The 24,903-nt window shown below is 71.1% G+C and carries 22 protein-coding genes; 14 read left to right on the top strand and 8 right to left on the bottom strand.

The features are described from left to right. The first annotated feature begins 29 nt into the window (after positions 1–29). The 4 genes from JR065_RS18685 (at position 30) to JR065_RS18670 (ending at position 3,340) form a co-directional block, all read left to right on the top strand. Entirely contained in the window at positions 30–1,070 is a 1,041-nt protein-coding gene (locus tag JR065_RS18685) for a ribonucleotide-diphosphate reductase subunit beta (RefSeq protein ID WP_145703830.1), read from the top strand. A gap of 182 nt (positions 1,071–1,252) precedes the next feature. Further along, positions 1,253–1,831: a flavodoxin gene (locus JR065_RS18680; RefSeq protein WP_241093749.1), complete on the top strand. Its 579-nt coding sequence runs from the start codon at positions 1,253–1,255 to the stop codon at positions 1,829–1,831. A gap of 82 nt (positions 1,832–1,913) precedes the next feature. Then, complete coding sequence (locus tag JR065_RS18675) at positions 1,914–2,246, top strand: thioredoxin family protein (RefSeq protein ID WP_429001893.1); 333 nt, start codon at positions 1,914–1,916, stop codon at positions 2,244–2,246. Positions 2,247–2,671: 425 nt separating this feature from the next. Beyond that, positions 2,672–3,340, top strand: a complete 669-nt coding sequence (locus JR065_RS18670; RefSeq protein WP_206235924.1) for a VOC family protein — start codon at positions 2,672–2,674, stop codon at positions 3,338–3,340. A gap of 223 nt (positions 3,341–3,563) precedes the next feature. On the opposite strand, the gene JR065_RS18665 is transcribed toward JR065_RS18670, so the two are convergent. Then, complete coding sequence (locus JR065_RS18665; protein ID WP_206235922.1) at positions 3,564–4,469, bottom strand: LysR family transcriptional regulator; 906 nt, start codon at positions 4,467–4,469, stop codon at positions 3,564–3,566. A 97-nt stretch (positions 4,470–4,566) separates the two neighbouring features. On the opposite strand from JR065_RS18665, the gene JR065_RS18660 reads away from it, so the two are divergent. The 5 genes from JR065_RS18660 (at position 4,567) to JR065_RS18640 (ending at position 9,471) form a co-directional block, all read left to right on the top strand. Then, positions 4,567–5,820, top strand: coding sequence for an MFS transporter (locus tag JR065_RS18660; protein ID WP_343237300.1), 1,254 nt, complete (start codon positions 4,567–4,569; stop codon positions 5,818–5,820). Positions 5,821–5,876: 56 nt separating this feature from the next. Then, the gene (locus JR065_RS18655; protein ID WP_206235921.1) at positions 5,877–6,257 is read left to right on the top strand and encodes a VOC family protein; all 381 of its coding nucleotides are present in this window, start codon (positions 5,877–5,879) and stop codon (positions 6,255–6,257) included. Between the two features lie 123 nt (positions 6,258–6,380). After that, on the top strand, positions 6,381–7,247 hold the full coding sequence (locus tag JR065_RS18650) for an NAD-dependent protein deacetylase (protein ID WP_206235919.1): 867 nt from the start codon (positions 6,381–6,383) through the stop codon (positions 7,245–7,247). A gap of 212 nt (positions 7,248–7,459) precedes the next feature. Beyond that, the gene (locus JR065_RS18645) at positions 7,460–8,557 is read left to right on the top strand and encodes an NADH:flavin oxidoreductase/NADH oxidase (protein ID WP_206235917.1); all 1,098 of its coding nucleotides are present in this window, start codon (positions 7,460–7,462) and stop codon (positions 8,555–8,557) included. A 38-nt stretch (positions 8,558–8,595) separates the two neighbouring features. Beyond that, positions 8,596–9,471, top strand: a complete 876-nt coding sequence (locus JR065_RS18640) for an NAD(P)-dependent oxidoreductase (RefSeq protein ID WP_206235915.1) — start codon at positions 8,596–8,598, stop codon at positions 9,469–9,471. 33 nt (positions 9,472–9,504) lie between these two features. Here the strand turns inward: JR065_RS18640 and JR065_RS18635 are convergent, their stop codons facing one another. The 4 genes from JR065_RS18635 to JR065_RS18620 form a co-directional block, all read right to left on the bottom strand. Then, positions 9,505–9,972 carry a DoxX family membrane protein gene (locus JR065_RS18635; protein WP_206235913.1) on the bottom strand — a complete coding sequence of 156 codons (468 nt, stop codon included), beginning with the start codon at positions 9,970–9,972 and terminating at the stop codon, positions 9,505–9,507. Continuing rightward, positions 9,969–10,454: a DUF1097 domain-containing protein gene (locus JR065_RS18630; protein WP_206235912.1), complete on the bottom strand. Its 486-nt coding sequence runs from the start codon at positions 10,452–10,454 to the stop codon at positions 9,969–9,971. The genes JR065_RS18635 and JR065_RS18630 overlap by 4 nt, the downstream gene beginning before the upstream one ends. Then, positions 10,444–11,376, bottom strand: a complete 933-nt coding sequence (locus JR065_RS18625; RefSeq protein WP_206235910.1) for an SDR family NAD(P)-dependent oxidoreductase — start codon at positions 11,374–11,376, stop codon at positions 10,444–10,446. The genes JR065_RS18630 and JR065_RS18625 overlap by 11 nt, the downstream gene beginning before the upstream one ends. A gap of 67 nt (positions 11,377–11,443) precedes the next feature. Next, positions 11,444–12,193 carry an SDR family oxidoreductase gene (locus JR065_RS18620; protein ID WP_206235908.1) on the bottom strand — a complete coding sequence of 250 codons (750 nt, stop codon included), beginning with the start codon at positions 12,191–12,193 and terminating at the stop codon, positions 11,444–11,446. A 121-nt stretch (positions 12,194–12,314) separates the two neighbouring features. Between JR065_RS18620 and JR065_RS18615 the strand changes: the two genes are divergently transcribed. Further along, positions 12,315–13,220 (top strand): LysR family transcriptional regulator, encoded by a 906-nt coding sequence (locus JR065_RS18615; protein WP_206235906.1) that lies wholly within the window; start codon positions 12,315–12,317, stop codon positions 13,218–13,220. 380 nt (positions 13,221–13,600) lie between these two features. Next, a complete protein-coding gene (purU, locus tag JR065_RS18610) occupies positions 13,601–14,452 on the top strand; it encodes a formyltetrahydrofolate deformylase (protein ID WP_206235905.1) in 852 nt (283 codons plus the stop codon). A gap of 96 nt (positions 14,453–14,548) precedes the next feature. On the opposite strand, the gene JR065_RS18605 is transcribed toward purU, so the two are convergent. Both JR065_RS18605 and baeS read right to left on the bottom strand, forming a co-directional pair. Next, positions 14,549–15,235, bottom strand: a complete 687-nt coding sequence (locus JR065_RS18605) for a response regulator (RefSeq protein ID WP_206235903.1) — start codon at positions 15,233–15,235, stop codon at positions 14,549–14,551. Beyond that, the gene (baeS, locus tag JR065_RS18600; protein ID WP_206235901.1) at positions 15,235–16,614 is read right to left on the bottom strand and encodes a sensor histidine kinase efflux regulator BaeS; all 1,380 of its coding nucleotides are present in this window, start codon (positions 16,612–16,614) and stop codon (positions 15,235–15,237) included. Before baeS ends, JR065_RS18605 begins: the two co-directional genes overlap by 1 nt. A gap of 163 nt (positions 16,615–16,777) precedes the next feature. Here baeS and JR065_RS18595 point away from each other — a divergent pair, with 163 nt between their 5' ends. Genes JR065_RS18595 through JR065_RS18585 form a run of 3 tightly spaced genes read left to right on the top strand, consistent with a single transcriptional unit; the run spans position 16,778 to position 22,644 of the window. Further along, positions 16,778–18,028: an efflux RND transporter periplasmic adaptor subunit gene (locus tag JR065_RS18595; protein WP_206235900.1), complete on the top strand. Its 1,251-nt coding sequence runs from the start codon at positions 16,778–16,780 to the stop codon at positions 18,026–18,028. Between the two features lie 9 nt (positions 18,029–18,037). After that, on the top strand, positions 18,038–21,190 hold the full coding sequence (locus JR065_RS18590) for an efflux RND transporter permease subunit (RefSeq protein ID WP_206235898.1): 3,153 nt from the start codon (positions 18,038–18,040) through the stop codon (positions 21,188–21,190). Next, on the top strand, positions 21,190–22,644 hold the full coding sequence (locus tag JR065_RS18585) for an efflux transporter outer membrane subunit (RefSeq protein WP_206235897.1): 1,455 nt from the start codon (positions 21,190–21,192) through the stop codon (positions 22,642–22,644). Before JR065_RS18590 ends, JR065_RS18585 begins: the two co-directional genes overlap by 1 nt. A 279-nt stretch (positions 22,645–22,923) precedes the next feature. Here JR065_RS18585 and JR065_RS18580 read toward each other — a convergent pair whose 3' ends face one another. Then, positions 22,924–24,900, bottom strand: coding sequence for a choice-of-anchor X domain-containing protein (locus tag JR065_RS18580; RefSeq protein ID WP_206235895.1), 1,977 nt, complete (start codon positions 24,898–24,900; stop codon positions 22,924–22,926). Positions 24,901–24,903 lie beyond the last annotated feature (3 nt).

The raw sequence follows: 24,903 nt of genomic DNA, 5'->3' as shown, positions 1-24,903 counted from the left end.
GCTCTCCATCCGACTACCGAATCCGACCCATGGCCATCGCGCTCGACCGCATCAAGATCCTCGAACCGATGCATCCCAACCGCTCCACCGGGATCATCAACGGCACCACCAGTGGCATCCTCAACTGGAACGACATCCCGTACCCGTCGTTCTATCGCGCGTACAAGGAGCTGTCGACCAACTTCTGGATCCCCGACGAGGTGGACATGAAGGGCGACGCCAAGCAGTACGGCGAACTGTCGGCGCGCGAGAAGAACGCCTACGACTCGATCATCGGCCTGCTGGCCACGCTGGATTCGCCGCAGACGCGCTTCATCTACAACGTCGCCGAGTACATCACCGATCCGGCCGCGCACGCCAACGCGGCGATCATCGGCCAGCAGGAAGTGATCCACAACGAGAGCTATTCCTACGTGCTGGCCTCGATCGCCGGGCTGGCCGACCAGAACCGCGTGTTCGAGATCGCGCGCACGCACCCGACCATCATCGCGCGCAACCAGCCGATCATGCAGGCCTACGACGACTTCATGCGCGAGAAGACCGCCGAGACGTTGCTGCGCTCGCTGATCCAGTCCTCGATCCTGGAGGGCATCAACTTCTATTCCGGCTTCGCGTACTTCTACAACCTGGTGCGGCAGAACCGCATGACCGGCACCGGCAAGATCATCAGCTTCATCAACCGCGACGAACTGGCCCACACCAAGTTCATCAGCGAGCTGATCCGCGCCATCATCGGCGAGAACGCCGAGCTGCAGACCAACGAGCTCACCGACTACGTGCACCAGGCGTTCGAGCACGCGATCCGGCTGGAGACCGAATGGTCCTCGGAAGTGCTCGACGGCATCGAGGGCATCGACGTGGACGAGATGATCCAGTACGTGAAGTACCGCGCCAACAAGATGTCCGGCATGCTCGGCATCGAGAAGCTGTACACCGACGCCAGCGACAACGTGATGCCGTGGATCAAGGCCTACGCGGACAACTTCACCGAGACCAAGACCGACTTCTTCGAGATGCGCAACGCCAGCTACAAGAAGACCAACTCGGACAACGGCTTCGATGATCTGTGAGGGGCCGGGATCGGGGATTGGGGATTGGCAACAGCGATGCCGAATCCGCTTTTCCGGATATCTGATCGCCCCTCCCGATCCGTGGACTCTTCGGAGCAGGATTCGGATTTGTGATTCGTGATTGATGGCCGTCACGTTGCCCGCTTCTACGAATCCCCCAAACCCCAACCCAATCCCCGCCTATGGACCTCCTGCTCGCCTACGCCTCGCTCAGCGGCAACACCCGCGATGTCGCGCGCCGGGTGCAGGCGCAGTGCGAGGCGGCCGGGCACCGGGTGACCTGCATCCATACCGACATGCAGACCCTGCACGGCGCGCTCGGCGATGCCGCGCGTGCGGCCCGCTTCGACCTGCACCTGCTCGGCAGCTGGAGCGACAACGCCGGACGCACCCCGGCGGAAATGAAGCGCTACATCGCCGAGCTGGTCGACGCGGCCGGCAAGGCGATCGAGGTCGCCGCGTTCGGCACCGGCGAGACGCAGTGGGGCATGGAGTACTACTGCGGCGCGGTCAAGCGCATCGCGCGCTTCTTCGACAGCCGCTATCCGTTGCTGGAGATCGAGCAGATGCCGCACGGCGAGCGCGACAACGCCGCGATCGGCGCATGGTGCGCGCAGGTGCTGGCGCTGCGCGCGGCCTCGCTGCCGGGCGCCGCTGCCGCCACGGCGCCGCGGGCGGCCACGCCCGACCCATGCCTGGCGGCGCGGGCAGGCGGCGCAGCCACCCCGGTCCAGGACCCGATGCCGCCGGATCCACGCTGATGCCGCCGTTTTCAATCACCCGGTGCCGTGGCCGATGCGTTCGGCGGCGGTGCTCTCCGAATTTTTTGATAGGCTTTCGCCCATGCTGACCACCATCACCGTTTCCACCGCCGAGCAGTTCGCCGACGCCGTCGCCGCGCATCCGCGCGTGCTGGCCGACTTCAACAAGGACAACTGCCCCGGCTGCCGCATGCTCGACAAGTCGCTGGAACGCTTCGCCGAGACCGACAGCGCGCAGGGCGTGACCTTGCTGAAGGTGAAGATGGAGGACGTGGGCGAGGAATTCTTCCGTGCCCAGGGCCTGCGCCAGACGCCGACGCTGATGCTGTTCCGCCAGGGCGAGGAAGTGGCGCGCGTGCCCGGCTTCGTGCCGCCGGCCAAGATCGACGAAGCGGTGCGTACGCACCTGGGTTGAGCGCGGTCGCTGCGGCCGATGCTGTGCGTCGATTAGCCGGTACCCGTTCACCCAGGTTCCTGCACCGACGATCATGCATGAACAACTGCCTGGGCGACGAGCCATCGATCAATGGAAGAAGCGGCGGGCTTGCCGCTCATGCCGCTGTCTCGCCGAATTCCTAGGCAACTGCCAGCCGCTCGTTGCGCCGCGCAGCATCCTTGTGGGAGCGACTTCAGTCGCGACGGGCGTTACCGATAAGGCCCGTCGCGACTGAAGTCGCTCCCACAGGTGACATTGCCGGCAGAGCGCGACAGCGCATGCCGAACAATGGTCGGACTTCCGTGCCTGACGACCTCCGCGGTACGCGGTACACCCTCGTCAACGCGCTTGACCTCAACTACGCTTGAGGTCGTCCAATAGCGGCTCCAGCACAAGGAGCCGCCATGCGCATCACCCAACTAGGCCTGCCCGCCAGCGATCCCGCGGCCGGCGCCGCCTTCTATCGCGATGTCCTGCAACTCCCGGTCGCGGCCACGCAGGTGCGCATCGGCTGGAGCCTGCTCGATCTGCTGCCCGCCGACGCCGAGGTCGGCAGCGTGCATCTGGCCTTCAACATCCCGTCTGCGCGCTTCGACGCCGCCTGCGACTGGCTGTCGCGGCGCGTGCCGTTGCTGCGCGACCCGCTGGGCGAGGTGCGGTTCGCGCTCGATGCAGCGTGGCAATCGCAATCGATGTATTTCGCCGGGCCCGACGGCGCGGTGCTCGAACTGATCGCGCGCAGGCCGTTGCCGACGCACGCTAGCGCCAACGGCGCGTTCTGCGCGGCCGAGTTGCTGTGCATCAGCGAGGTCGGATTGCCCAGCGCGCAGGTGCCGGCGGTCGCCACCGCGGCGCGGGACCGGATGGAGGTGCCTGCGTTCATGCCGCTGTCCGACGCGTTCGCGCCGCTCGGCGATCATGAGGGCCTGCTGATCGTGGTCGATGCGCAGCGGCGCTGGTTTCCCGAGCAGCGGCAGCTGCCGTACGCGCAGGGCGTACGCGTGGTCGTGGAAGGCGTGCGCGGCGGGCAGGTGTTGCGCGATGCGGCGGGATGGGAAGTGGTGTCGCGCTGAGGCTGTGGACGGGAGCGCTTGCCTGTGGGAGCGACTTCAGTCGCGACGGGCGTTACCGGTAAGGCGTCGTCGCGACTGAAGTCGCTCCCACAACAGGCAGGCTGTCTCCAGCATCGGCGATGGTCCGCTGGCTGATGGTCCGCTGGCTGGTCGCGGCTGAAGCCGCTCATGCAGTGGGGGCATGCGATCGTGTGCGTAGCGGTGAGGGTGCGCCAGGGGATGACTAGCCGCGCTTGCCCGCCGCGTGCGCCTGCGCCAGCTGCCACAGGTGCCGCACCACCGGCGCGGCCTGCGCGGTGGCCGGCAGCGCCGCCAGCGCCAGCCGCGCCATCGGCACGCGGCCTTCGATGTCCAGGTAGCGCACGCCGGGCAGCTGCACCTGGGTGGTGGAGGCCGGCACCACCGACACGCCGAGCTCGGCGGCGACCAGGTTGACGATCGAGGACATCTGCGGCGCCTCCTGGTCGATCTTCAGGTCGAAGCCGGACTGGCGGCAGGCGTCGAGGATCTCGTCGTACAGGCTGGTGCCGAAGCTGCGCGGGAACAGGATGAAGGGTTCGCCGGCCAGCGCCGACAGCGGCGCGCGGCGGCGTTTGCCCAGCGGATGCGCCGCCGGCACCGCGATCTTCATCGGTTCGTCGGGAAACTTCAGCAACTGCAGTTCCGGCGGCGTGGCCACGCTGTAGCGGACGAACGCGGCATCCAGGCGGCCGTGGACCAGCGCGGCGAGCAGCCCGGCGGTGTTGGTTTCCTCCAGCGCCAGTTCCACCGCCGGCCAGGCGCGGCGGAAGTTGCGCACCAGCGTCGGCACGACCGGATTGAACGCGGCCGAGGCGGTGAAGCCGAGCCGCAGCACCCCGGTTTCGCCGCGCGCCGCGCGCCGCGCCGCGTCGCCGGCGCGTTCCAGGTCGGCCAGCACGCGCCGCGCCTCGCGCTGGAACGCGCGCCCGGCCTCGGTCAGTTCGGCGCCGCGCGGCGTGCGCCGGAACAGCGGCGTGCCCAACTCGCGCTCCAGCGCATGGATCTGCTGGCTCAGCGGCGGTTGCTGGATGCCCAGCCGCGCCGCGGCGCGGGTGAAGTGGCCTTCCTCGGCCACCGCCAGGAAATAGCGCAGATGGCGCAGTTCCATGTCATATCCAGACGATATGGGGAGTGCTTGCATCATATATTGGACACTGGGTAGGCGCAGGCAAATACTGGCCGCCCATGTCCGTACCTGCGCTGCCGTGAATACCTCCAGTCGTTGCGATCCGGTGCGTGCGCTCGACGATGCGCCGCTGTTGCGCATCCGCCTGGCGCTGTTCCTGGCCGGCTTCGCCACCTTCTCGCTGCTGTACAGCGTGCAGCCGTTGCTGCCGGCGTTCGCGCGCGAGTTCGGGGTCAGTGCGGCGGCCAGTTCGCTGCCGCTGTCGCTGGCCACCGGCGGCCTGGCGGTGGCGATCTTCTGCGCCGGCGCGGTGTCGGAGAACCTCGGCCGGCGCGGGCTGATGTTCGCGTCGATCGCGTTGGCCGCCGTGCTCAACCTGGTCGCCGCGTGCCTGCCGCACTGGGACGCGCTGGTGCTGGTGCGCGCGCTGTCCGGCGTCGCATTGGGCGGGGTGCCGGCGGTGGCGATGGTGTACCTGGCCGAAGAGCTGCCGGCCAACAGGCTGGGCGCGGCCACCGGCCTGTACGTGGCCGGCAACGCCTTCGGCGGCATGGTCGGGCGCATCGGCATGAGCGTGCTCACCGACCATTTCGACTGGCGCGTGGCGCTGGCGGTGCTCAGCCTGGTCGACCTGCTGGCCGCGATCGGCTTCGTGTGGCTGTTGCCGCCGTCGCGGCACTTCGTGCGCCGCACCGGGATCAACCTGCGCTTCCACCTGCAGGCCTGGGGCGGGCACCTGCGCGACCGCCATCTGCCGTGGCTGTTCGCGATTCCGTTCCTGCTGATGGGCGTGTTCGTCAGCGTCTACAACTACGCCGGCTTCCGCCTGGGCGGGCCGGAATTTCGGCTCAGCCAGAGCCAGCTCGGGCTGATCTTCAGCGCCTACGTGTTCGGCATCGTGTCCTCGTCGGTGGCCGGCGCGGCGTCGGACCGCTTCGGCCGCGGGCCGGTGGTGCTGGCCGGCACGGCGCTGGCGGCGCTCGGCGTGGCGCTGACACTGGCCCATGCGCTGGCGGTGGTCATCGTCGGCATCGTGTTGCTGACCATCGGCTTCTTCGTCGCGCACTCGGCGGCCAGCGCCTGGGTCGGGCGTCTCGGCGGGCGCGCCAAGAGCCACGCCGCCTCGCTGTACCTGTTGGCGTACTACGGCGGCGCCAGCCTGGTCGGCTCGCTCAGCGGCGTGGCCTGGCAGCACGGCGGCTGGGTCGCGCTGGCCGGGTTGTGCCTGCTGCTGCTGGCGATCGCGCTGCTCGCCGCGCAGGTGCTGCGGCGCGGTGTCGACGACAGCCGCCCGTACGGCCGCTTCGGCCCGCATCCGCCGCGCGGCGAATAGCGGCCGGCTTTTTCCGCGCGGCGTCGGCCGCGCGCTTTCCGCTGCCCGGAGGCACCATGCAGATCGATCGGCTCGACCACCTCGTCCTCACCGTTGCCGACATCGGCGTCAGCTGCGCGTTCTACACCCGCGTGCTCGGCATGCGCGAGGTCCGCTTCGGCGAAGGCCGCACCGCGCTGGCGTTCGGCGCGCAGAAGATCAACCTGCATGCCGCCGGGCGCGAGTTCGAGCCGAAGGCGCGCAGGCCCACGCCCGGTTCCGGCGACCTGTGCTTCATCACCGCCACGCCGCTGGCGCAGGTGCGCGGCGAACTGGAGGCGGCGGCGGTCGCCATCGAGGACGGCCCGGTGCAGCGCACCGGCGCCACCGGGCCGATCCTGTCGCTGTACTTCCGCGACCCCGACGGCAACCTGATCGAGGTCAGCAACCCGCTGTAGGCGTGCGATCGGCCGCATGCATGCGGCCGTGCGCCACGAAACGCAGGCGCGTTCACGCGGCGACCTTGTGTTGACGCCACGGACGCTCAAGATAGGAAGACCCGCCGTCCCGGAATTTTCGCGATGTATCAGCTGCTGCAGCCACCGGATCCCGCCGACGCCGCGCCGCTGCCGTCGCTGGCGGAATTCATCGCCCGTCACCGGCGCCTGTTCGTGCTGACCGGCGCCGGCTGCAGCACCGATTCGGGCATCCCCGACTACCGCGACGCCGCCGGCGACTGGAAGCGCGCGCAGCCGGTCACCTACCAAGCGTTCATGGGCGAGGCGGCGACGCGGCAGCGCTACTGGGCGCGCAGCCTGGTCGGCTGGCCGCGCTTCGGCCGCGCGCGGCCCAACGCCACCCACGCCGCGCTGGCGGCGCTGGAAGCGCGCAGCCAGGTCGAGGTGCTGCTGACCCAGAACGTGGACCGGCTGCACCAGGCTGCCGGCAGCCTGGCGGTGATCGACCTGCACGGGCGCCTGGACGTGGTGCGCTGCATGGGCTGCGAACGGCGCCTGCCGCGCGAGGACGTCCAGCACGACCTGCTGCGGCTCAATCCCGGCTGGGCGACGCTGCAGGCCGGCCAGGCGCCGGACGGCGATGCGGACATGGAGGACGTGGACTTCGCCGCCTTCGCGGTGCCGGCGTGCAGCGCCTGCGGCGGCGTGTTGAAGCCGGACGTGGTGTTCTTCGGCGAGAACGTGCCGCGCGAGCGCGTCGCCGGCGCCTTCGCGCATCTGCAGCGCGCCGACGCGATGCTGGTGGTGGGCTCGTCGCTGATGGTCTATTCCGGCTACCGCTTCGTGCAGGCCGCGGCCAAGGCCGGGCTGCCGATCGCGGCGATCAATCTGGGCCGTACCCGCGGCGACGACCTGCTGACGCTGAAGGTCGCGCGGTCCTGCGCGCAGGCGCTGGACTTCCTGCTGCCGGCCGCCTCCGCCGCGCCGTGACGCGGCGATCGCCGCCGGGGCGGACGCCGCAAAAAGGGCGTTACCCGCGTGCGCTGCCCGACAGGCGGATGCGCGAAGTGCGTGCGTTGCGCCACGCGTTTTCGGTGCGCGCACAAACGCACTGATCCACTGGCGGTGGTTGATCGGCGCGCGCGCCCGCAGTGCAATGGCGCATTGCCCGCACGCGCGGGCGCCCCCCGCGGAACGCCACCTTGAGCCACCTGTTCTCGCCCCTCGCCCTGGGGCCGCTGTCGTTGTCCAACCGCATCGTGATCGCGCCGATGTGCCAGTACTCCGCCGAAGACGGCAAGGCCAGCGACTGGCACACCATCCACCTCGGCCAGCTGGCGCAGTCCGGCGCCGGGCTGATGATCCTGGAAGCCACCGCGGTGGAGCCGCGCGGGCGCATCAGCTACGCCGACCTGGGCCTGTGGGACGACGCCACCGAGGCGGCGCTGCGCGCGGTGCTGGGGTCGGTGCGGCGCTGGTCGCCGATGCCGTTGGGCATCCAGCTGGCGCATGCCGGGCGCAAGGCGTCCACGCACCGGCCGTGGGACGGCGGCGGCGCGATCGCGCCCGACCAGCCCAACGGCTGGCAGACCGTGGCGCCGTCGGCGCAGGCCTTTGCCGAAGACGGCCCGCCGCCGCAGGCGCTGGACCTGGCCGGCATCGAGGCGATCGTCCAGGCCTTCGTCGCGTCGGCGCGCCGCGCCGAGCGGCTGGGTTTCGAGCTGATCGAACTGCACGCCGCGCATGGTTACCTGCTGCACCAGTTCCTGTCGCCGCTGAGCAACCGGCGCGACGACGACTACGGCGGCAGCCTGGACAACCGCATGCGCCTGCTGCTGCGCGTGCACGCGGCGGTGCGCGCGGCGGTGTCGCCGCGGATCGCGGTGGGCGTGCGCATCTCCACCACCGACTGGGTCGACGGCGGCTGGGACGTGGCGCAGAGCATCGCGCTGGCGCAGGCGCTGCAGGCGCAGGGCTGCGACTACCTGCATGCGTCCAGCGGCGGGCTGGACCGCCACCAGCAGATCGCGCTGGCGCCCGGCTACCAGGTGCCGCAGGCCGAGGCGATCCGCCGCCAGACGTCGATGCCGGTGATCGCGGTAGGGCTGATCACCGAGCCGCAGCAGGCCGAGGCGATCCTCGCCGAAGGCCGCGCCGACGCCGTCGCGCTGGCCCGCGGCATCCTCTACGATCCACGCTGGCCGTGGCACGCCGCCGCCGCGCTGGGCGCCAGGCTGCGCCCGGCGCCGCAATACCTGCGCTGCGAGCCGCGCTCGGCGCGCGGCCTGTTCGACGCCTGACGTTCGCCCTTGCCGCACCCGTACAAGGAGTTTCGCGCATGACCATCGGATTTCTGGGCCTGGGCACGATGGGCCGGCCGATCGCCTACAACCTGCTTCGCGCCGGCCACGCCGTGTGCGTATGGAACCGCAGCGCCGCGCCGGCGCAGGCGCTGGCCGAGGCCGGCGCGCAGCGGGCCGATAGCCCGGCCGCGGCGGTGCGCGGCCCGATCCTGTTCTCGATGCTGGCCGACGACGCGGCGGTGCGCGAGACCCTGCTCGACCGCGGCGCCCTGGACGCGCTGGCCGCCGGCAGCGTGCACGTCAACCTGGCGACGATCTCGGTGGCGCTGGCGCGCGAACTGAGCGCGCTGCACGCCGAGCGCGGCGTGGCCTATGTGGCCGCGCCGGTGCTGGGACGCAGCGACGTGGCCGAAGCCGGGCAGCTGAACATCCTGGCCGCCGGCCACGCCGCCGCGCTGGCGCAGGTGCAGCCGCTGCTGGACGTGATCGGGCGCAAGACGTGGTATTTCGGCGCGGCGCCGGAGCAGGCCAATGCGGTCAAGCTGGCCGCCAACCTGTGCCTGGCCAGCGCGATCGGCACGATGGCCGAGGCCTCGGCGCTGGTGCGCGGCCATGGCGTGGACGCGGCCGAGTTCCTGGGCATGCTGGGCAGCACCTTGTTCGCCGCGCCGGCCTACCAGAACTACGGCGGCATGATCGCGCAGCAGCGCTACAGCCCGGCCGGCTTCAAGACCACGCTGGGGCTGAAGGACGTGCGCCTGGCGCTGAACGCCGGCGAGACCCGGCACGTGCCGATGCCGCTGGCCGCGGTGCTGCGCGACCAGTTCCTCGACGCGATCGCGCACGGCGACGGCGAACTGGACTGGTCGGCGCTGGCCAAGGTCGCCGCGCGCCGCGCCGGGCAGGGCTGAGCGCCCGGCACGCACGCGGCGCGCGTGGCCGGATCAGCTGGCGCGCGCGTGGCCGTCGCCGCGCCGGCGCCATGCCGCCGCCAGCGACCATGCACCGCCGCCGCGCACCGCCAGGTACAGCGCCAGCAGCGCCATCAGCGCCGGGAATTCGATGCCGCGGTCGATCCAGACCCAGGTCGGACCCAGCGCGACGCAGATCGCGATCATCTGCACCGTCACCAGCGCGGCGAGTGGGCGGGTGGCCACGCCCAGCGCCAGCAGCAGCCCGCCGCCGGCTTCCAGCAGCGCCACCAGCCCGGCCAGCAGCGGCGCGGCGGGCAGGTGCAGCGTGTGCTCGATCAGGCGGATCGAACTGCCCATCGGATCGGCCATCGAACCGTGCGCGGTGCCGAGCAGCTTGGGCAGGCCATGGGTCATCAGCAGCACGCCGAAGCCGCCGCGCAGCAGCGCATAGGCCGCAGGCTCGCGCCATGCGCGCGCTGCGCCCGGCGCGCGGTTCATGCCGCGCCCCGCGCGGCGCGCCGGTGCAGGCCGGCGGCGATCCAGCCGGCAGTCGAGCCGAGCAGCGCCGCCAGCGCCAGTTCGGCGAACAGCGCCACCGACGGCGGCTGGTGCGCGGCGAACCAGCTGACCAGCCCGAGGAAGAAGCCGAGCAGGTTGTTGAACACCGGCACGCGCGCCATCGACAGCACCAGCAACGACACCACGAACACCACCAGCGGCAGCGTCGCGGCGCCGAGCAGCGGCGCCAGCGCGGCGATCGCCAGCGAGGCGGCGATGCCGAGCAGCAGGCCGCCGAGCACGCAGGCGAAGTTGACCGCGCCCTGGCGCAGGCTCGGGGCGCGGGTGAAGTAGGCGATCCAGCCGATGAACATCGCCCACACCGGGACCTCCAGCACCAGCGCCGCCAGCGCCGCGGCGGTGGCGGCCACCGCCGACTCGGCGGCGTTCAGGCCCAGACCGGGCTTGCCGTCAGCGGCCATGGGACACCTCCTCGGCGGCCATGCGCGGCGCGAGCAGGTCGCCCAGGCCGATGCGGCGCAGGAATTCGCTGCGCACCCGGTCGGCGACCGCGTTGACCACCGCCGCGCCGTCGTCGGCCGGGTCCACGTGCACGCGGAACGGGCGCTTGCCGTGCGGCGCGTCCACGATCGCGACCATCGCCCGCGCCACCTCGGCCACGTCGGCGTCGTCCGGGACGCAGGCCGCCAGCCCGGACTGCGCCTGTTCGGCCAGCCCGGCGCTGGCGCCGTGCGCATAGGCGTGCGCGCGTTCGGCGTCGTCCGGGGTGCCGGCATGGGCGAAGTGGCGGGTGCCGTGGGTGAACGCGCCCGGGACCAGGATGCTGCTCTCGATGCCCCAGCGCGCCAGCTCGGCGGCATAGCTCACCGCCAGCGCGTCCATCGCCGCCTTGGCTGCGAAGTAGGGCGCGAGCAACGGCGGGGTGCCGCCGCGCGTGCTGCTGCTGCCGACCCACAGCAGCAGGCCGCGGCCCTGCCGGCGCAACGCCGGCAGCGCGGCGCGGTTGACCCGCTGCGTGCCGAGCACGTTGACGTCGTACTGCTGCGCGTACTGCTCGGGCAGGAATGCCTCGGCCGGGCCGAACACCATGTGCCCGGCGTTGTGCACGAGCACGTCCAGGCGCCCGGCCTCGGCGAGCACCTTGGCGACCGCCGCGTCGGCCGAGGCCTGCGACAGCACGTCCAGTTCCAGCGTGCGCAGGTCCACGCCGTGGCTGCGCGCATAGTCGGCGGCCGCGGCGACCTGCGCCGCGTTGCGGCCGGCGGTGTCGCGCATGCTGGCGTAGACGATGTGCCCGGCCTGGGCCAGCGCGCGTGCGCCCAGCGCGCCGAAGCCGCTGGACGCGCCGGTGATGAGGATGATCTTCGGGGTATCGCGGTTCATGGCTGTTCTCCGGTAGGGCCAGGCGGCGCGGGCGCCGCCCTGCGATGGCGCGGGACGGCGCGGGATCTCAAGCGAAGCCGCCGTTGGCGCGCAGCACCTGCGCGTTGACCCAGCCGCCGTCGGCGCCGGCGAGGAAGGCGACCACCGCGGCGATGTCCTCGGGCGTGCCCAGCCGCTCCAGCGGCGCCAGCCTAGCGCTCTGCTCGATCTGCTCCTGGCTCTTGCCCTTGAGGAACAGCTCGGTGCCGACCGGACCGGGGGCGACCGCGTTGACGGTGATGCCGCGTCCGCGCAGTTCGTTGGCGAGCACCCGCACCAGCCCTTCGACGCCGGCCTTGGAGGCGATGTACGGGCCGTAGCCGGGGAAGGACTTGGCGATGACGCTGGTCGACAGCGCGACGATGCGGCCGCCTTCGCCCAGGCGCTTGGCGGCCTGGGCGAGCACCAGGAAGGTGCCGCGCAGGTTGGTGGCGATGACCTTGTCGAAGTCGTCCAGGCTGCTCTCGGCGACCGGCGCGAGCGGCATCACGCCGGCGCTGTTGACCACCACGTCGATGCGGCCGAACGCCTGCGCGGCGCCGTCGAACAGCCTGGCCACGGCCTGCGCGTCGGCCACGTCGGCCTGAATCGCGACGGCGCGCCCGCCGGCCTCGGCGATCGCCTGCACCGTGGCCTCGGCGCTGGCGGCGTTGCCGGCGTAGTTGACCACCACGTCGAATCCGTCGCCTGCCAGCCGCAGGGCGATGGCGCGGCCGATGCCGCGGGAAGCGCCGGTGACCAGCGCGGTCTTGCGTGGGGAGGAAGCGGTGTCGTTCATCGGAAGGCTCCTGTGAGGCCGTCGCGGGGCGATGGCGTGAGGAGCATTCTTGGTGTTGGCCGCTTGTGGATAAATGCATCGGAACTGGCAAAACAATCCAATATCGGCCAACAATGCCGGCATGGACCGCTTCGATTCCCTGCGCCTGTTCACCCGGATCGTCGAGCTCGGCAGCTTCACCCGCGCCGCCGCCGAACTGGAACTGCCGCGCGCCACCGCCACCCACGCGATCAAGCAGCTGGAAGCGCGGCTGCAGGCGCGGCTGCTGGAGCGCACCACGCGGCAGGTCCGCACCACCGTGGACGGGCAGGCGTTCTACGAGCGCTGCCTGCACATCCTGGCCGAGGTGGACGACGCCGAAGGCACGCTGCGCCAGGCCGCGGCCAGCCCGCGCGGCCTGCTGCGGGTGGACATGCACGGCAGCCACGCGGTGCGCGTGGTGCTGCCGCGCCTCGGCGAGTTCCACGCGCGCTACCCGCACATCCGGCTGGCGATCGGCAGCGGCGACCGGCTGGTGGACCTGGTGCGCGAAGGCGTGGACTGCGCGATCCGCTCCGGCCGGCCGCGCGATTCGTCGCTGGTGGCGCGGCGGCTGGCCACGCTGCACGAAGTGGTCTGCGCCAGCCCGGCCTATCTCGCCGCGCACGGCGTGCCGCTGCATCCGGACCATCTGGCGCGGCACCGCGCGGTGCGCTTCTTCGCCAGCAGCCACGACATCGACTACCCGTTCGAGTTCATGGTCGACGGCCAGGTGTACGAGGTGGAACCGGAAGGATGGATATCGGTCAACGACGCCCAGTCCTACATCACCTGCGCGCTGCACGGATACGGCGTGATCCAGATCCCGCGCATGGGGGTGGAGGACTACCTGCGCGACGGAAGCCTGGTGCAGCTGCTGCCGGAATGGACTTCGCCGCCGATGCCGGTGTCGGTGCTGTATCCGCAGCACCGCCAGTCCTCGCCGCGACTGCGGGTGTTCATCGACTGGCTGGTGACGGTGTACCGCGAGCACTTCGGCGAAGAGTGAGCGCGGCGTCGCCGCTGCGGTCGCGGAGCGGTGTGCGCGCTGCAAGCGCGCGCATCGTGCATCGCGCAGGGCGCTGCGCCGTTGGACATGCCGCAGCCGCTGCGCGCACGGCGTGGCTCTCGCGCCGGCCGAAGTGCCGAGCCGGCCGGAAGGGGGGGGCGGAGTCGACGAAGCGCGCCCCGGCACGACGGCAGTCCACGCGTTCAGCAGGCGCGCCCAGCCCATTGCGATCGCGGAGCAGGGGACCTAAGCCGCCGTCGATGCCGCCATGCCTCGACGCCACGTCCCGCGTTCCGCACCCTGCATCGAGTCCCGGGTCCCGGGTCCCCAATCCCCAATCCCCAGTCCCCAGTCCCGCCGCTTCCCCTATCATTGCCCCGATGCGCCCCGACCACATCCTGACCCTGTCCTGCCCGGACCGTACCGGCATCGTCTACCGCGTCAGCGGCCTGCTGTTCGAGCACGGCTGCAACATCCTCGACGCGCAGCAGTTCGGCGACGAGGAGAGCGGGCGCTTCTTCCTGCGCGTGCACTTCGACGCGCCGGCGGCCGGCACCGTCGATGCGCTGCAGGCGCAACTGGCGCCGCTGGCCGCCGACTACGCGATGGACTGGCAGCTGCACGATGCGCGGCGCCGCGCGCGGCTGCTGGTGCTGGTCAGCAAGCAGGGCCATTGCCTCAACGACCTGCTGTTCCGCGCGCACAGCCGGCAACTGCGCGTGGACATCGCCGCGGTCGCCTCCAACCACGCCGATTTCGCGCCGCTGGCCGCGTCCTACGGCGTGCCGTTCCACCACCTGCCGGTGCATGCCGGCAACCGCGACGCGCAGGAAGCGCAGCTGCTGGCGCTGGTCGAGCGCGAGCGCATCGACCTGGTGGTGCTGGCGCGCTACATGCAGATCCTGTCGCCCACGCTGTGCCAGGCGCTGGCGGGGCGCGCGATCAACATCCACCACAGCTTCCTGCCCAGCTTCAAGGGCTCGCAGCCGTACCACCAGGCGCACGCGCGCGGGGTCAAGATCATCGGCGCCACCGCGCACTACGTCACCGGCGATCTGGACGAAGGCCCGATCATCGAGCAGGACGTGGCCCGCGTGGACCACGCCATGACCCCGCGCGAACTGGTGCGGCTGGGCAGCGACATCGAATCGCAGGTGCTGGCGCGCGCGGTGCGCCGCCACGTGGAGCACCGCATCCTGCTCAACGGGCATCGCACGGTGGTGTTTCGCTGATCCTGGGGACTCGGGACTCGGGACTCGGGACTCGGGACTCGCGAGCGCTGCGCTCGGTGCAGCGACGGGGCGCCTGCGCCCATCGGCGAGCTCAGGTCACAGCTCGAACCGATACCCCACGCCGTACACAGAGCGCACCCAGTCCTCGCCGCCGACGTCGGCGAGCTTGCGGCGCAGGTTCTTGACATGGCTGTCGACGGTGCGGTCGGTGACGATGCGGTGGTCGGCGTACAGGCGGTCCATCAGCTGTTCGCGCGAGTACACGCGGCCGGGCGCGGCGGCGAGCGTGCGCAGCAGGCGGAACTCGACCTGGGTCAGGTCCAGGTCGCGGCCGTGCACGCTGGCGCGGCACGCGGTCTCGTCGATCGCCAGGCCCGAGGCCGGTGCGGCGAACGGATCGTGGCGATGGCGGCGCAGCACCGCCTGCACCCGCGCCACCACCTCGCGCGGGCTGAACGGCTTGCAGATGTAGTCGTCGGCGCCGATCTCCAGGCCCAGCAGGCGGTCGATCTCCTCGGCGCGCGCGGTGACCATGATCACCGGCACGGCGCTGATGCCGCGCAACTCGCGGCAGATCTCCAGGCCGTCGCGGTTGGGCAGCATCAGGTCCAGCAGCACCAGGTCCGGCGTCTGCGCCCGGAACGCGCCCAGCGCCTGCGCGCCGTCGGCGATCCAGTCGTGGGAGTAGCCGGCCGCGCGCAGGTACTCGCCCAGCACCGCGGCCAGGCGCGGCTCGTCCTCGACGATCAGGACGTGTCCGAGCGGCTCGGCGTCCGCGTCCATCAGTCCTCCAGCGCCGGCAGCCGCAGCACGATGCGCAGGCCGCCCAGCGGCGAGGGTCCGGCGACGATGTCGCCGTCGTGGGCCTCGACGATGTTGCGGCTGATCGACAGGCCCAGCCCGCTGCCGCCGCTGGCGCGGTTGCGCGAGGCCTCGGCGCGGTAGAAGCGCTCGAACAGGCGCCCGAGCTTGTCCGCGTCCACGCCCGGCGCGCTGTCCTCGACGCTGATCCGCAGCTGCAGTCCGTCGCGCTCGCAACGCACCTGCACCTGGCCGCCGGCGTCGGTGTAGCGCAGCGAATTCTCCAGCAGGTTGGCCAGCAGCTGCTGCATCCGGCGTTCGTCCGCGTGCACGGGCAACGGGCCTGCGGCGATCTGCGCGCGCAGCGCCAGTCCCGCCGCGGCGAAGCGCGCCTGCATGCCGGCCAGCGTGGTCTCCAGCACCACCGCCAGGTCGATCCGCGCGCGCCGGTAGGCCAGCGCGCCGACGTCGGTCAGCGACAGTTCGTACAGGTCCTCGATCAGCTTGCCGAGCTGGCCGACCTGCTGGTGCAGCGATGCCATCGAGCCGGCCGTCAACGGGCGGATGCCGTCCTGCAGCGCCTCCAGCTCGGCGCGCAGCACCGCCAGCGGCGTGCGCAGTTCGTGCGAGATGTCGGCCATGAAGTCGCGCCGCGCGCGCTCGTTGTGCTCCAGCGCCTGCGCCAGCTGGTTGAAGTCGCGCGCCAGCTGGCCGAGTTCGTCGCGCGCGCGGGCGTCGATGCGCGTGGCGTAGTCGCCGGCGGCCAGGCGGTGGGTGGCGCCGGTGAGCCCGCGCAGGCGCCGCAGCAGCGTGCGCGACAGCAGCCAGCCGAGCAACGCGGCGACCAGCACCGAGGCGGTGCCGATCATCCACCATGCGCGCAGCTGCGCCTGGTAGAAGCGCGCGTCGGCCACGGCCAGGACCTTCTCGAACGAGCGCATCGCCATCCAGCCCACGGTCCGCCCGTCCACCACCACCGGGCGCATCACGTCGCTGCGATCCACGTCGGGATTGCCGATCAGGACCTTGTAGCGGCTGTCCAGCAGCGCGAAGCGCAATACCGCGCCGGTCTGGTCGGACACCGGCGGCGCGCGCGGCGCCAGCGTGGCGCTTCGCTCCGGCCGCATCAGCAGGAACCAGGCATCCGGGTTGTCGCGGATGAAGTCCCAGTTGCCATGGTGGGCGTAGCCGGCGCGCACCCGCGGCATCACTTCCATCATCCGCTCGATGCCCTGCTCGTTGAGGTAGTCCAGGAACGCCCGTTTCAGGAACAGCTGCATGGCCACGCCGTTGACCAGCAGCACCGCCGCGCACGCGGCCAGGATGGCGAGGAACAGCTTGGCGGTGATGCCCGGTTTCATCGTGGAGGAAGCAAGCGGTGGCGCGGCGACGGCGGATGCCGTGTATTAGCCGCGCCGCCGTGGGCGAAATCAAGCGAAACCTGAGCGCCCCGCGCATTCTCCAAATTTGCTGCACATTCGCGCCGTAGCGTGGCCAGCTTCCGCTAGACCGTGAGTTCGTCGCATGCCGTCGCCCGCTACCCGTCGCCGTTTCCCGCTGCCCTCGCGCTGGCTGCTCGCGGCCACGATCGCCGCTGCGCTGATTGCCTGCTCGCCCGAGCAGGCGCCGCCGCCACGCGAGACCGAGGTCGGCGTGCAGACCGTACGCGCGCAGCGCCTGGCGATGGACCAGACCCTGCCCGGACGCACCGTGGCCTACATGAGCTCGCAGGTGCGCCCGCAGGTCGGCGGCATCCTGCGCAAGCGGCTGTTCACCGAAGGCGACGAGGTCGTCGCCGGGCAGGTGCTGTACCAGATTGATCCGGCCACCTACCAGGCCGCCTACGACGCCGCGCGCGGCGACCTGGCCCAGGCCGAGGCCGCCGTGCTGTCGGCGCGGCCCAAGGCCAAGCGCTACGAAACGCTGGTGCAGCTGGACGCGATCAGCAAGCAGGACGGCGACGACGCGCTGGCCACGCTGCGCTCCAACGAGGCGGCGGTGCTGGCGGCCAAGGCGTCGCTGCAGAGCGCGCGCATCAACCTGGACTACACCCGCATCACCGCGCCGATCGGCGGCCGCATCGGCACCTCCAGCTACACCCCCGGCGCGCTGGTCACCGCCGACCAGGCCGACGTGCTGGCCACCATCAACCAGCTCGACCCGATCTACGTCGACGTCACCCAGTCCAGCGCGCAGCTGCTGCAGTTGCGGCGCCAGCTCGATGCCGGCCGGCTCAAGGCGATCGACGGCAAGGCCGAGGTCAAGGTGGTGCTGGAGGACGGCAGCACCTATGCGCGCAGCGGCACGCTGGAAGTGGTGGATGCGGCGGTGGACACCGCCACCGGCACGATCAAGCTGCGCGCGGTGGTGCCCAATCCCGAACACCTGCTGCTGCCCGGCATGTACGTCAAGGCGGTGCTGTCGATGGCGGTGGACGAGCAGGCCATCCTGGTGCCGCAACAGGCCGTCACCCGCAACAGCAAGGGCGAAGCGGTGGCGATGGTGGTGGGCGCGGGCAACAAGGTCGAGCAGCGCGTGCTCAGGACCGGCGAGGCCATCGGCGACCGCTGGGTGGTCAGCGACGGCCTGAAGATCGGCGACCGGCTGATCGTGCAGGGCCTGCAGAAGGTGGCCGCCGGCGCGCAGGTGAAGCCGGTCGAGGTCGCCGCGGGCCAGGCCGCCGCTGCGGCGGCGGGCGGCGCGCCTGCGGGCACCGCTGCGGCGCCGGCCAAGGCCGTGCCCACCGCCGCCGGCAGCGCCGGCAAGGCCGACTGAGGACTTCCCATGGCGCGTTTCTTCATCGACCGTCCCATCTTCGCGTGGGTGATCGCGATCGTGATCACCCTGGCCGGCGCGATCTCGATCTTCTCGCTGCCGCTGGAGCAGTACCCGGACATCGCCCCGCCGTCGGTCAGCGTCAGCGCCACCTATACCGGCGCCTCGGCCGAGACCGTGCAGAACTCGGTGACCCAGATCCTCGAGCAGCAGATGACCGGCCTGGACAACCTGCTGTACATGTCCTCCAGCAGCTCCTCGGCCGGCACCGCATCGATCACCCTGACCTTCGACTCCGGCACCGATCCGGACACCGCGCAGGTGCAGGTGCAGAACAAGGTCTCGCAGGGCGAGGCGATGCTGCCCGATGCGGTCAAGAGCAACGGCGTGACCGTCACCAAGTCGGCCAGCGGCAGCATGTTCATGGTGCTGGCCTTCACCTCCGAAGACGGCAGCATGGACAGCACCGACATCGGCGACTACATGGTGTCCACGCTGCAGGACCCGATCAGCCGGCTCAACGGCATCGGCGGGGTCAACGTGTTCGGCTCGGAATATTCGATGCGGGTGTGGCTGGACCCGGAGAAGCTGCGCACCTATGCGCTGATGCCCTCGGACGTGAGCGGCGCGATCTCGGCGCAGAACGCCGACGTCTCCTCCGGCGCGCTGGGCGCGCTGCCGTCGGTGCAGGGTCAGCAGCTCAACGCCACGGTCACCTCGCGCAGCAAGCTCAGGACCCCGGCGCAGTTCGAGGCCATCGTGCTGAAGTCGCAGGCCAGCGGCGCCACCGTGCACCTGCGCGACGTGGCGCGGGTGGAACTGGGCGCGGAGTCGTATGCGTCCAGCTCCAGGTACAACGGCAAGTCCGCCTCCGGCATGGGCCTGCAGCTGGCCACCGGCGCCAACGCGCTGGACGCGGCCAAGGCGGTGGAAGCCAAGCTCGAGCAGCTCAAGCCGTATTTCCCGGCCGGGCTGAAGTACGAGGTCGCCTACGACACCACGCCGTTCGTGCGCATCTCCATCGAGGAGGTGGTCAAGACCCTGCTCGAGGCGATCGTGCTGGTGGTGCTGGTGATGTACCTGTTCCTGCAGAACTGGCGCGCCACGCTGGTGCCGGTGATCGCGGTGCCGGTGGTGCTGCTGGGCACCTTCGGCGTGCTGTCGCTGCTCGGCTACTCGATCAACACCCTGACCATGTTCGCGATGGTGCTGGCGATCGGCCTGCTGGTGGACGACGCGATCGTGGTGGTGGAGAACGTCGAGCGGCTGATGAGCGAGCAGGGCATGTCGCCCAAGCAGGCGACCCATACCTCGATGGGGCAGATCACCGGCGCGCTGGTCGGCATCGCCCTGGTGCTCACCGCGGTGTTCCTGCCGATGGCGTTCTTCGGCGGCGCCACCGGCGAGATCTACCGCCAGTTCTCGGTGACCATCGCCGCGGCGATGATGCTGTCGCTGCTGGTGGCGCTGACCCTGAGCCCGGCGCTGTGCGCCACGCTGCTGCAGCCCATCGAGAAGGGCGGGCACGTCTCGCGCCAGGGCGTGCTGGGGCGCTTCTTCGGCTGGTTCAACGCGCGCTTCGAGCGCGGCGCCGACGGCTACGGCCGCGGCGTGGGCACGCTCATCGGCCGGCGCAAGCTCGGCTCGCTGGTCTACCTGGCGCTGCTGGCGGTGATGGCGCTGCTGTTCTGGCGCCTGCCCAGTTCGTTCCTGCCCGAGGAGGACCAGGGCATGCTGATGGTGATGTTCAGCACGCCGGCCGGCGCCACCCAGCAACGCACCCAGCAGTCGATCGACCAGGCCACGCAGTTCATCCTCAAGCAGCCGGAAGTGCAGGGGGTGATGACCATCTCCGGCTTCAGCCTGGCCGGCAGCAGCCAGAACTCGGGCATGGGCTTCATCCGGCTGAAGGACTGGGCCGAGCGCGACGCGACCGCGCAGGACGTGGCCAACCGCATCACCGGCACGATGATGGCCACGCTGAAGGACGCGCAGGTGTTCGCGCTGTCGCCGCCGGCGATCAACGGCCTGGGCTCCAGTTCCGGCTTCACCCTGCAACTGCAGGACGTGGCCGGCAACGGCCACGATGCGCTGGTGGCCGCGCGGCAGAAGCTGCTGCAGCTGGCCGCGGCCGACCAGGGCCTGAGCGCGGTGCGCTTCAATGGCCTGGACGATGCGCCCACCTACCGCGTGCAGATCGACGATGCCAAGGCCGGCGCGCTCGGCGTGGCGGCGTCGGACATCAATGCCACGCTGGCCACGGTGATGGGCGGCAGCTACGTCAACGACTTCCTCAACAACAACCGGGTCAAGCGCGTGTACGTGCAGGGCGAGGCCAGCGCGCGCATGCTGCCCGGCGACATCGGCCGCTGGTACGTGCGCAACGACAGCGAGGCGATGGTGCCGTTCTCGGCGTTCTCCAGCAGCCAGTGGGCCTACGCGCCGCAGGTGCTGACCCGCTTCAACGGCACCGAGTCGATGGAGATCACCGGCAGCGCCGCCAGCGGCATCAGCTCCGGCGACGCGATGGACGATGTCGCCGCGCTGGTCGGCCAGGCCGGCGAGAACATGGGCTACGCCTGGTCGGGCATGTCCTACCAGGAGCAGGCCGCCGGCTCGCAGACCTGGATGCTGTACGCGGTGTCGCTGGTGTTCGTGTTCCTGTGCCTGGCCGCGCTGTACGAGAGCTGGTCGATCCCGATCTCGGTGATGCTGGCGGTGCCGGTCGGCATCGTCGGCGCGTTGCTGGCCACATGGATGCGCGGGCTGTCCAACGACATCTACTTCCAGGTGGGTCTGCTGGCGACGATGGGCCTGGCGGCCAAGAATGGCATCCTGATCGTGGAGTTCGCCAAGGAACTGGAAGACAAGGGCCAGCCGCTGATCGAGGCCACGCTGCAGGCCGCGCGGCTGCGCCTGCGCCCGATCCTGATGACCTCGCTGGCGTTCATGCTCGGGGTGCTGCCGATGGTGGTCAGCAGTGGCGCCGGGTCCGGCGGGCGCCATTCGCTGGGCACCGGCGTGCTTGGCGGTACCCTGGTCTCCACCCTGCTCGGCATCTTCTTCGTGCCGCTGTTCTACGTGATGGTGCGCAGCGCGTTTCCCGGCAACAAGGCCGAGGCCGCACCGCTGCGCCGCGACGATGGCGAGGTGACCCCGTGATGCGCCTGCCGCTTTCCCGCCTGGCGCTGGCACTGGCCTGCGCCACCGCGCTGGCCGGATGCGCCAGCATGGCGCCGGGCTACGCGCGGCCGGATGCGCCGGTGCCAGAGACCTTCGTCGACAGCGGCAGCGGCACGGACGGCGACGCCGTGCCGGTGGCCGAACTGGACTGGCGCGAGGTGTTCCTCGACCGCCGCCTGCAGCAGACGATCGCGCTGGCGCTGGACCACAACCGCGACCTGCGCGTGGCGGTGCTCAACATCGACAAGGCGCGCGCGCAGTACCGCATCCAGCGCGCGGACCTGTTCCCGTCGCTGAACGCGACCGGCAGCCAGAGCGCGGCGCGCAGCAGCGCGGCGACCAGCGCCAGCGGGCGTTCGGAAGTGGGCCGCAGCTATGCCGCCGAGGTCGGCGTGAGCAGCTGGGAGCTGGACCTGTTCGGCCGCATCCGCAGCCTCAAGAACGAGGCGCTGGAAACCTTCCTGGCCACCGCGCAGACCCAGCGCAGCACGCGCATGAGCCTGGTGGCCGAGGTCGCCGCGGACTGGCTGACCGTGGCCGCCGACCAGCAGCGCCTGGCGCTGGCGCAGCAGACCCTGGACAGCCAGCGGCAGACGCTGAAGCTGACCGAATACCGGCATACGCAGGGCATCGTCTCCGGGCTGGACCTGGCGCAGGTGCAGACCAGCGTGGAAAGCGCGCGCGCCGACGTGGCCGCCTACACCACGCAGCTGGCGCAGTCGCGCAACGCGCTGGAGCTGGTGGTCGGCGCGCCGCTGTCCGCCGCGCTGTTGCCGGAACCTGCCGCCGCCGCCGAGACCGGGGTGGCGCTGGCGCCATTGTCGGCCACGCTGGCGTCGCGGGTGCTGCTGCAGCGCCCGGACGTGCTGTCGGCCGAGCACACGCTCAAGGCGGCCAACGCCGACATCGGCGCGGCGCGCGCGGCGTTCTTCCCGACCCTCTCGCTGACCGCCTCGACCGGGCGCAGCAGCGACGCGCTGTCCAGCCTGTTCGACGGCGGCAACCGCACCTGGTCGTTCGTGCCGACCATCAGCGTGCCGGTCTTCCGCGCCGGTGCGCTGAAGGCCGAACTGGACGCGAGCAAGATCCAGAAGGACATCACCATCGCCGAATACGAGCAGGCGATCCAGACCGCCTTCCGCGAGGTGGCCGACGCGCTGGCCGAACGCGCGCAACTGGACCAGCGCCTGGACGCGCAACGCGCGCTGGTCGCGGCCACGCAGCGCAGCTACACGCTGGCCGACGCACGCTACCGCAACGGCGTGGACAGCTACCTGGACGCACTGGATGCGCAGCGCACGCTGTACACCGCGCAGCAGAACCTGATCACCTTGCGCCTGACCGAAGCCAGCAACCGCGTCACCCTGTACAGGGTGCTGGGCGGCGGCGCCGACGCGCAGAGCGGCACGCCGGTGGCCGAGGCCGGCCCTTAGCGCAATCGATCGGTCACCCCCAGTTCGCGCGATCGTGTAGGAGCGGCTTCAGCCGCGACGGGCCAGGCCTGTCGCGGCTGAAGCCGCTCCTACAACAGTCTCCGGGCCTAGACCGCGCCAATGGAAGTCAGGCCATCCTTGCCGCCCTGTCACAGGTGCGCATGTTCAATTGAGTGTGCCCAACGATGGCGGCGGCCGTTGCCGCTTTAGTACATCGGCGCGTGCCAGGCCTCCATGCCCGGACACCGCCATTGCCAATCCCCAATCCCGGCCCTCACTTCACCTCGCCGCATTGGCATTCATCACCGCGTTGCGGCTGGCGTCCAGGTACTGCGCCGGATCGCGCATGCCGCCGGTGTGGCACTGGCCGGTGGTGTGGCCGCGGTTGATGGCGCCGGGCAACTGCGCGTAGACCTGCTCGGTGGTGCCGTCCTCCGGATCGTCCAGCACCAGGTCCGAGGCCGCGTTGCAGTAGTCGTTGGTGTACCAGTTGGTCTTGGCGAACGAGGTGCTGTAGTAGTTCACCTTGGCCCGCGACGCGGCCGGAATGCCGGCCAGCCACGCCGAGGCGCCGCTGTAGGTCAGGTCGCTGTTGGAGCCGCAGGCCACGCCGAACCACGAACCCACCGTCGCCAGGATGCCGGCCAGGTTGGTGCCCTGGTACGGCGTGCCCACCGACTGCATCAGCCGGTTGCCGGTGGCGTTGTCCAGGCCGCTCCAGTAGTAGGCGTGCAGGTGCAGCGCGGCCGCGCCGCCCTGGCTGTGCGCCACGGTGCCGAACGAGTTCCACTGGCTGCCGAACTGCGCGATCAGCTGCGCGAACTGGTCGTGGCTGCGGTTCTGGTTGGCATCGACGAAGGCCGAGGCACTGCTGAACTGCGCCACCGGCCACACGCCGCCGGAGCAGTAACCGTGCAGCAACAGCAGCCGCGCGCCGGTGGCCTGCGGCTGCGCGTCGCTGCCGGCGCGCGACAGCGACGCCGGACGCGGTCCCATGCGCATCGCCTCGTCGATGCCGCCGCCGCGCGCCACGCTGCTGCGGCGCAGTGCCGGCAAGGTCAGCGGCAGCGTGGCGCGGGTGGCCAGCGGCACGAAATGGTCCGGGTCCTCGATGCGCAGGTTGCGCAGCACGAACGGCGCGCGGGCGCCGGCGCGGACGATCCAGCGTTCGTCCACGCTCAGCGGCAGGCGCCCGTCCTGCGGCGCCAGCATGCCGCCCAGCCACGCCACCGGCACCGCGGCGCCGCCGCGGCCGGTACCCCACAGTTCGCCGAGCACCCGGTAATGCGACGGCGCCTTGCCGCTGGCGCTCACCGCGATCGGCAACGACAGCCGCGTGCCGTCCTGCGCGCTGGCGCTCACCGAATCGGCGACCACGCGCAGCGCAGTATCCAGCACCGGCAGCACGTGCTCGGCGGTACGCACGAACGGCTGGCCGCCGGCGTCGCGGCCATGTACCACCACTTGCGCGATGTACGCGCCGTGCGCCTGCGCCGGGAAATCGCCGGCGAACACGCCGTCGCCGGCGGCGCCGTCGCCATGGCGGCCGTCGTCGGCCATCGGCCATTGGGTGACCGTGCCGTCGGGCGCGACCACCCGCAGCTGCGCATCGTCGATGCGCCCGGCGCCGGCGCCCAGGGCGATGGCGCCCTTGTCGTCGGTGCCGCCGAGCAGCGCGGTCACGCCGATGCGCTGGCCGCTGCGCAGTTGCGCGCGGTCGCTGGGATAGGAGGCCAGCTGCGTGCGCGCATCGCCCTGCATCAGCACGTAGCCGCGCTGCGGCGCGGTGCCGTCGGCGCGCAGGGTTAGCGTCCAGGCGCCGTTGGTGGCGCCGTCGATGCGGTACTCGCGCGCGGGCAGCGCCGCTGCGCCTTCGCCCAGGCGCGTGGCCCTGGCGCTGGGCACGGTCGCGGCGGCGGCCGCGGCCGCTGCGCTGCCGCCGCGCGCGCCGGGCGCGAGCAGCTGCGGCTGCCAATCGCGCTCGCCGGACAACAGCACGAAGCGCAACTGGCCGTTCTCCACCGGCAGCGTGCCCTGCCACTGCGCCTGGCCGCTGCGGTCGCTGGCGAACTCCACCGGCAACAGCGCGCTTTTGGACAGGACCGCGCTGTCCGCCGCTGCCGGTGCGCGCATCTGCGCGAACTCCTCCGGCGGGCCGGCCAATTGTTTCGGCACCGGTTCGGCGGCCTGCACCGATCCGGCCGGGACGGCGAAGCACAGGACATAGACGGCGGACAATCTCGACAGCTTCGGCATGAC

Source organism: Xanthomonas sp. (assembly GCF_017163755.1).
GTDB lineage: Bacteria > Pseudomonadota > Gammaproteobacteria > Xanthomonadales > Xanthomonadaceae > Xanthomonas_A.
Note: the sequence above shows the minus strand (reverse complement) of the source record. Positions and strands in the feature narration are given on the sequence as shown.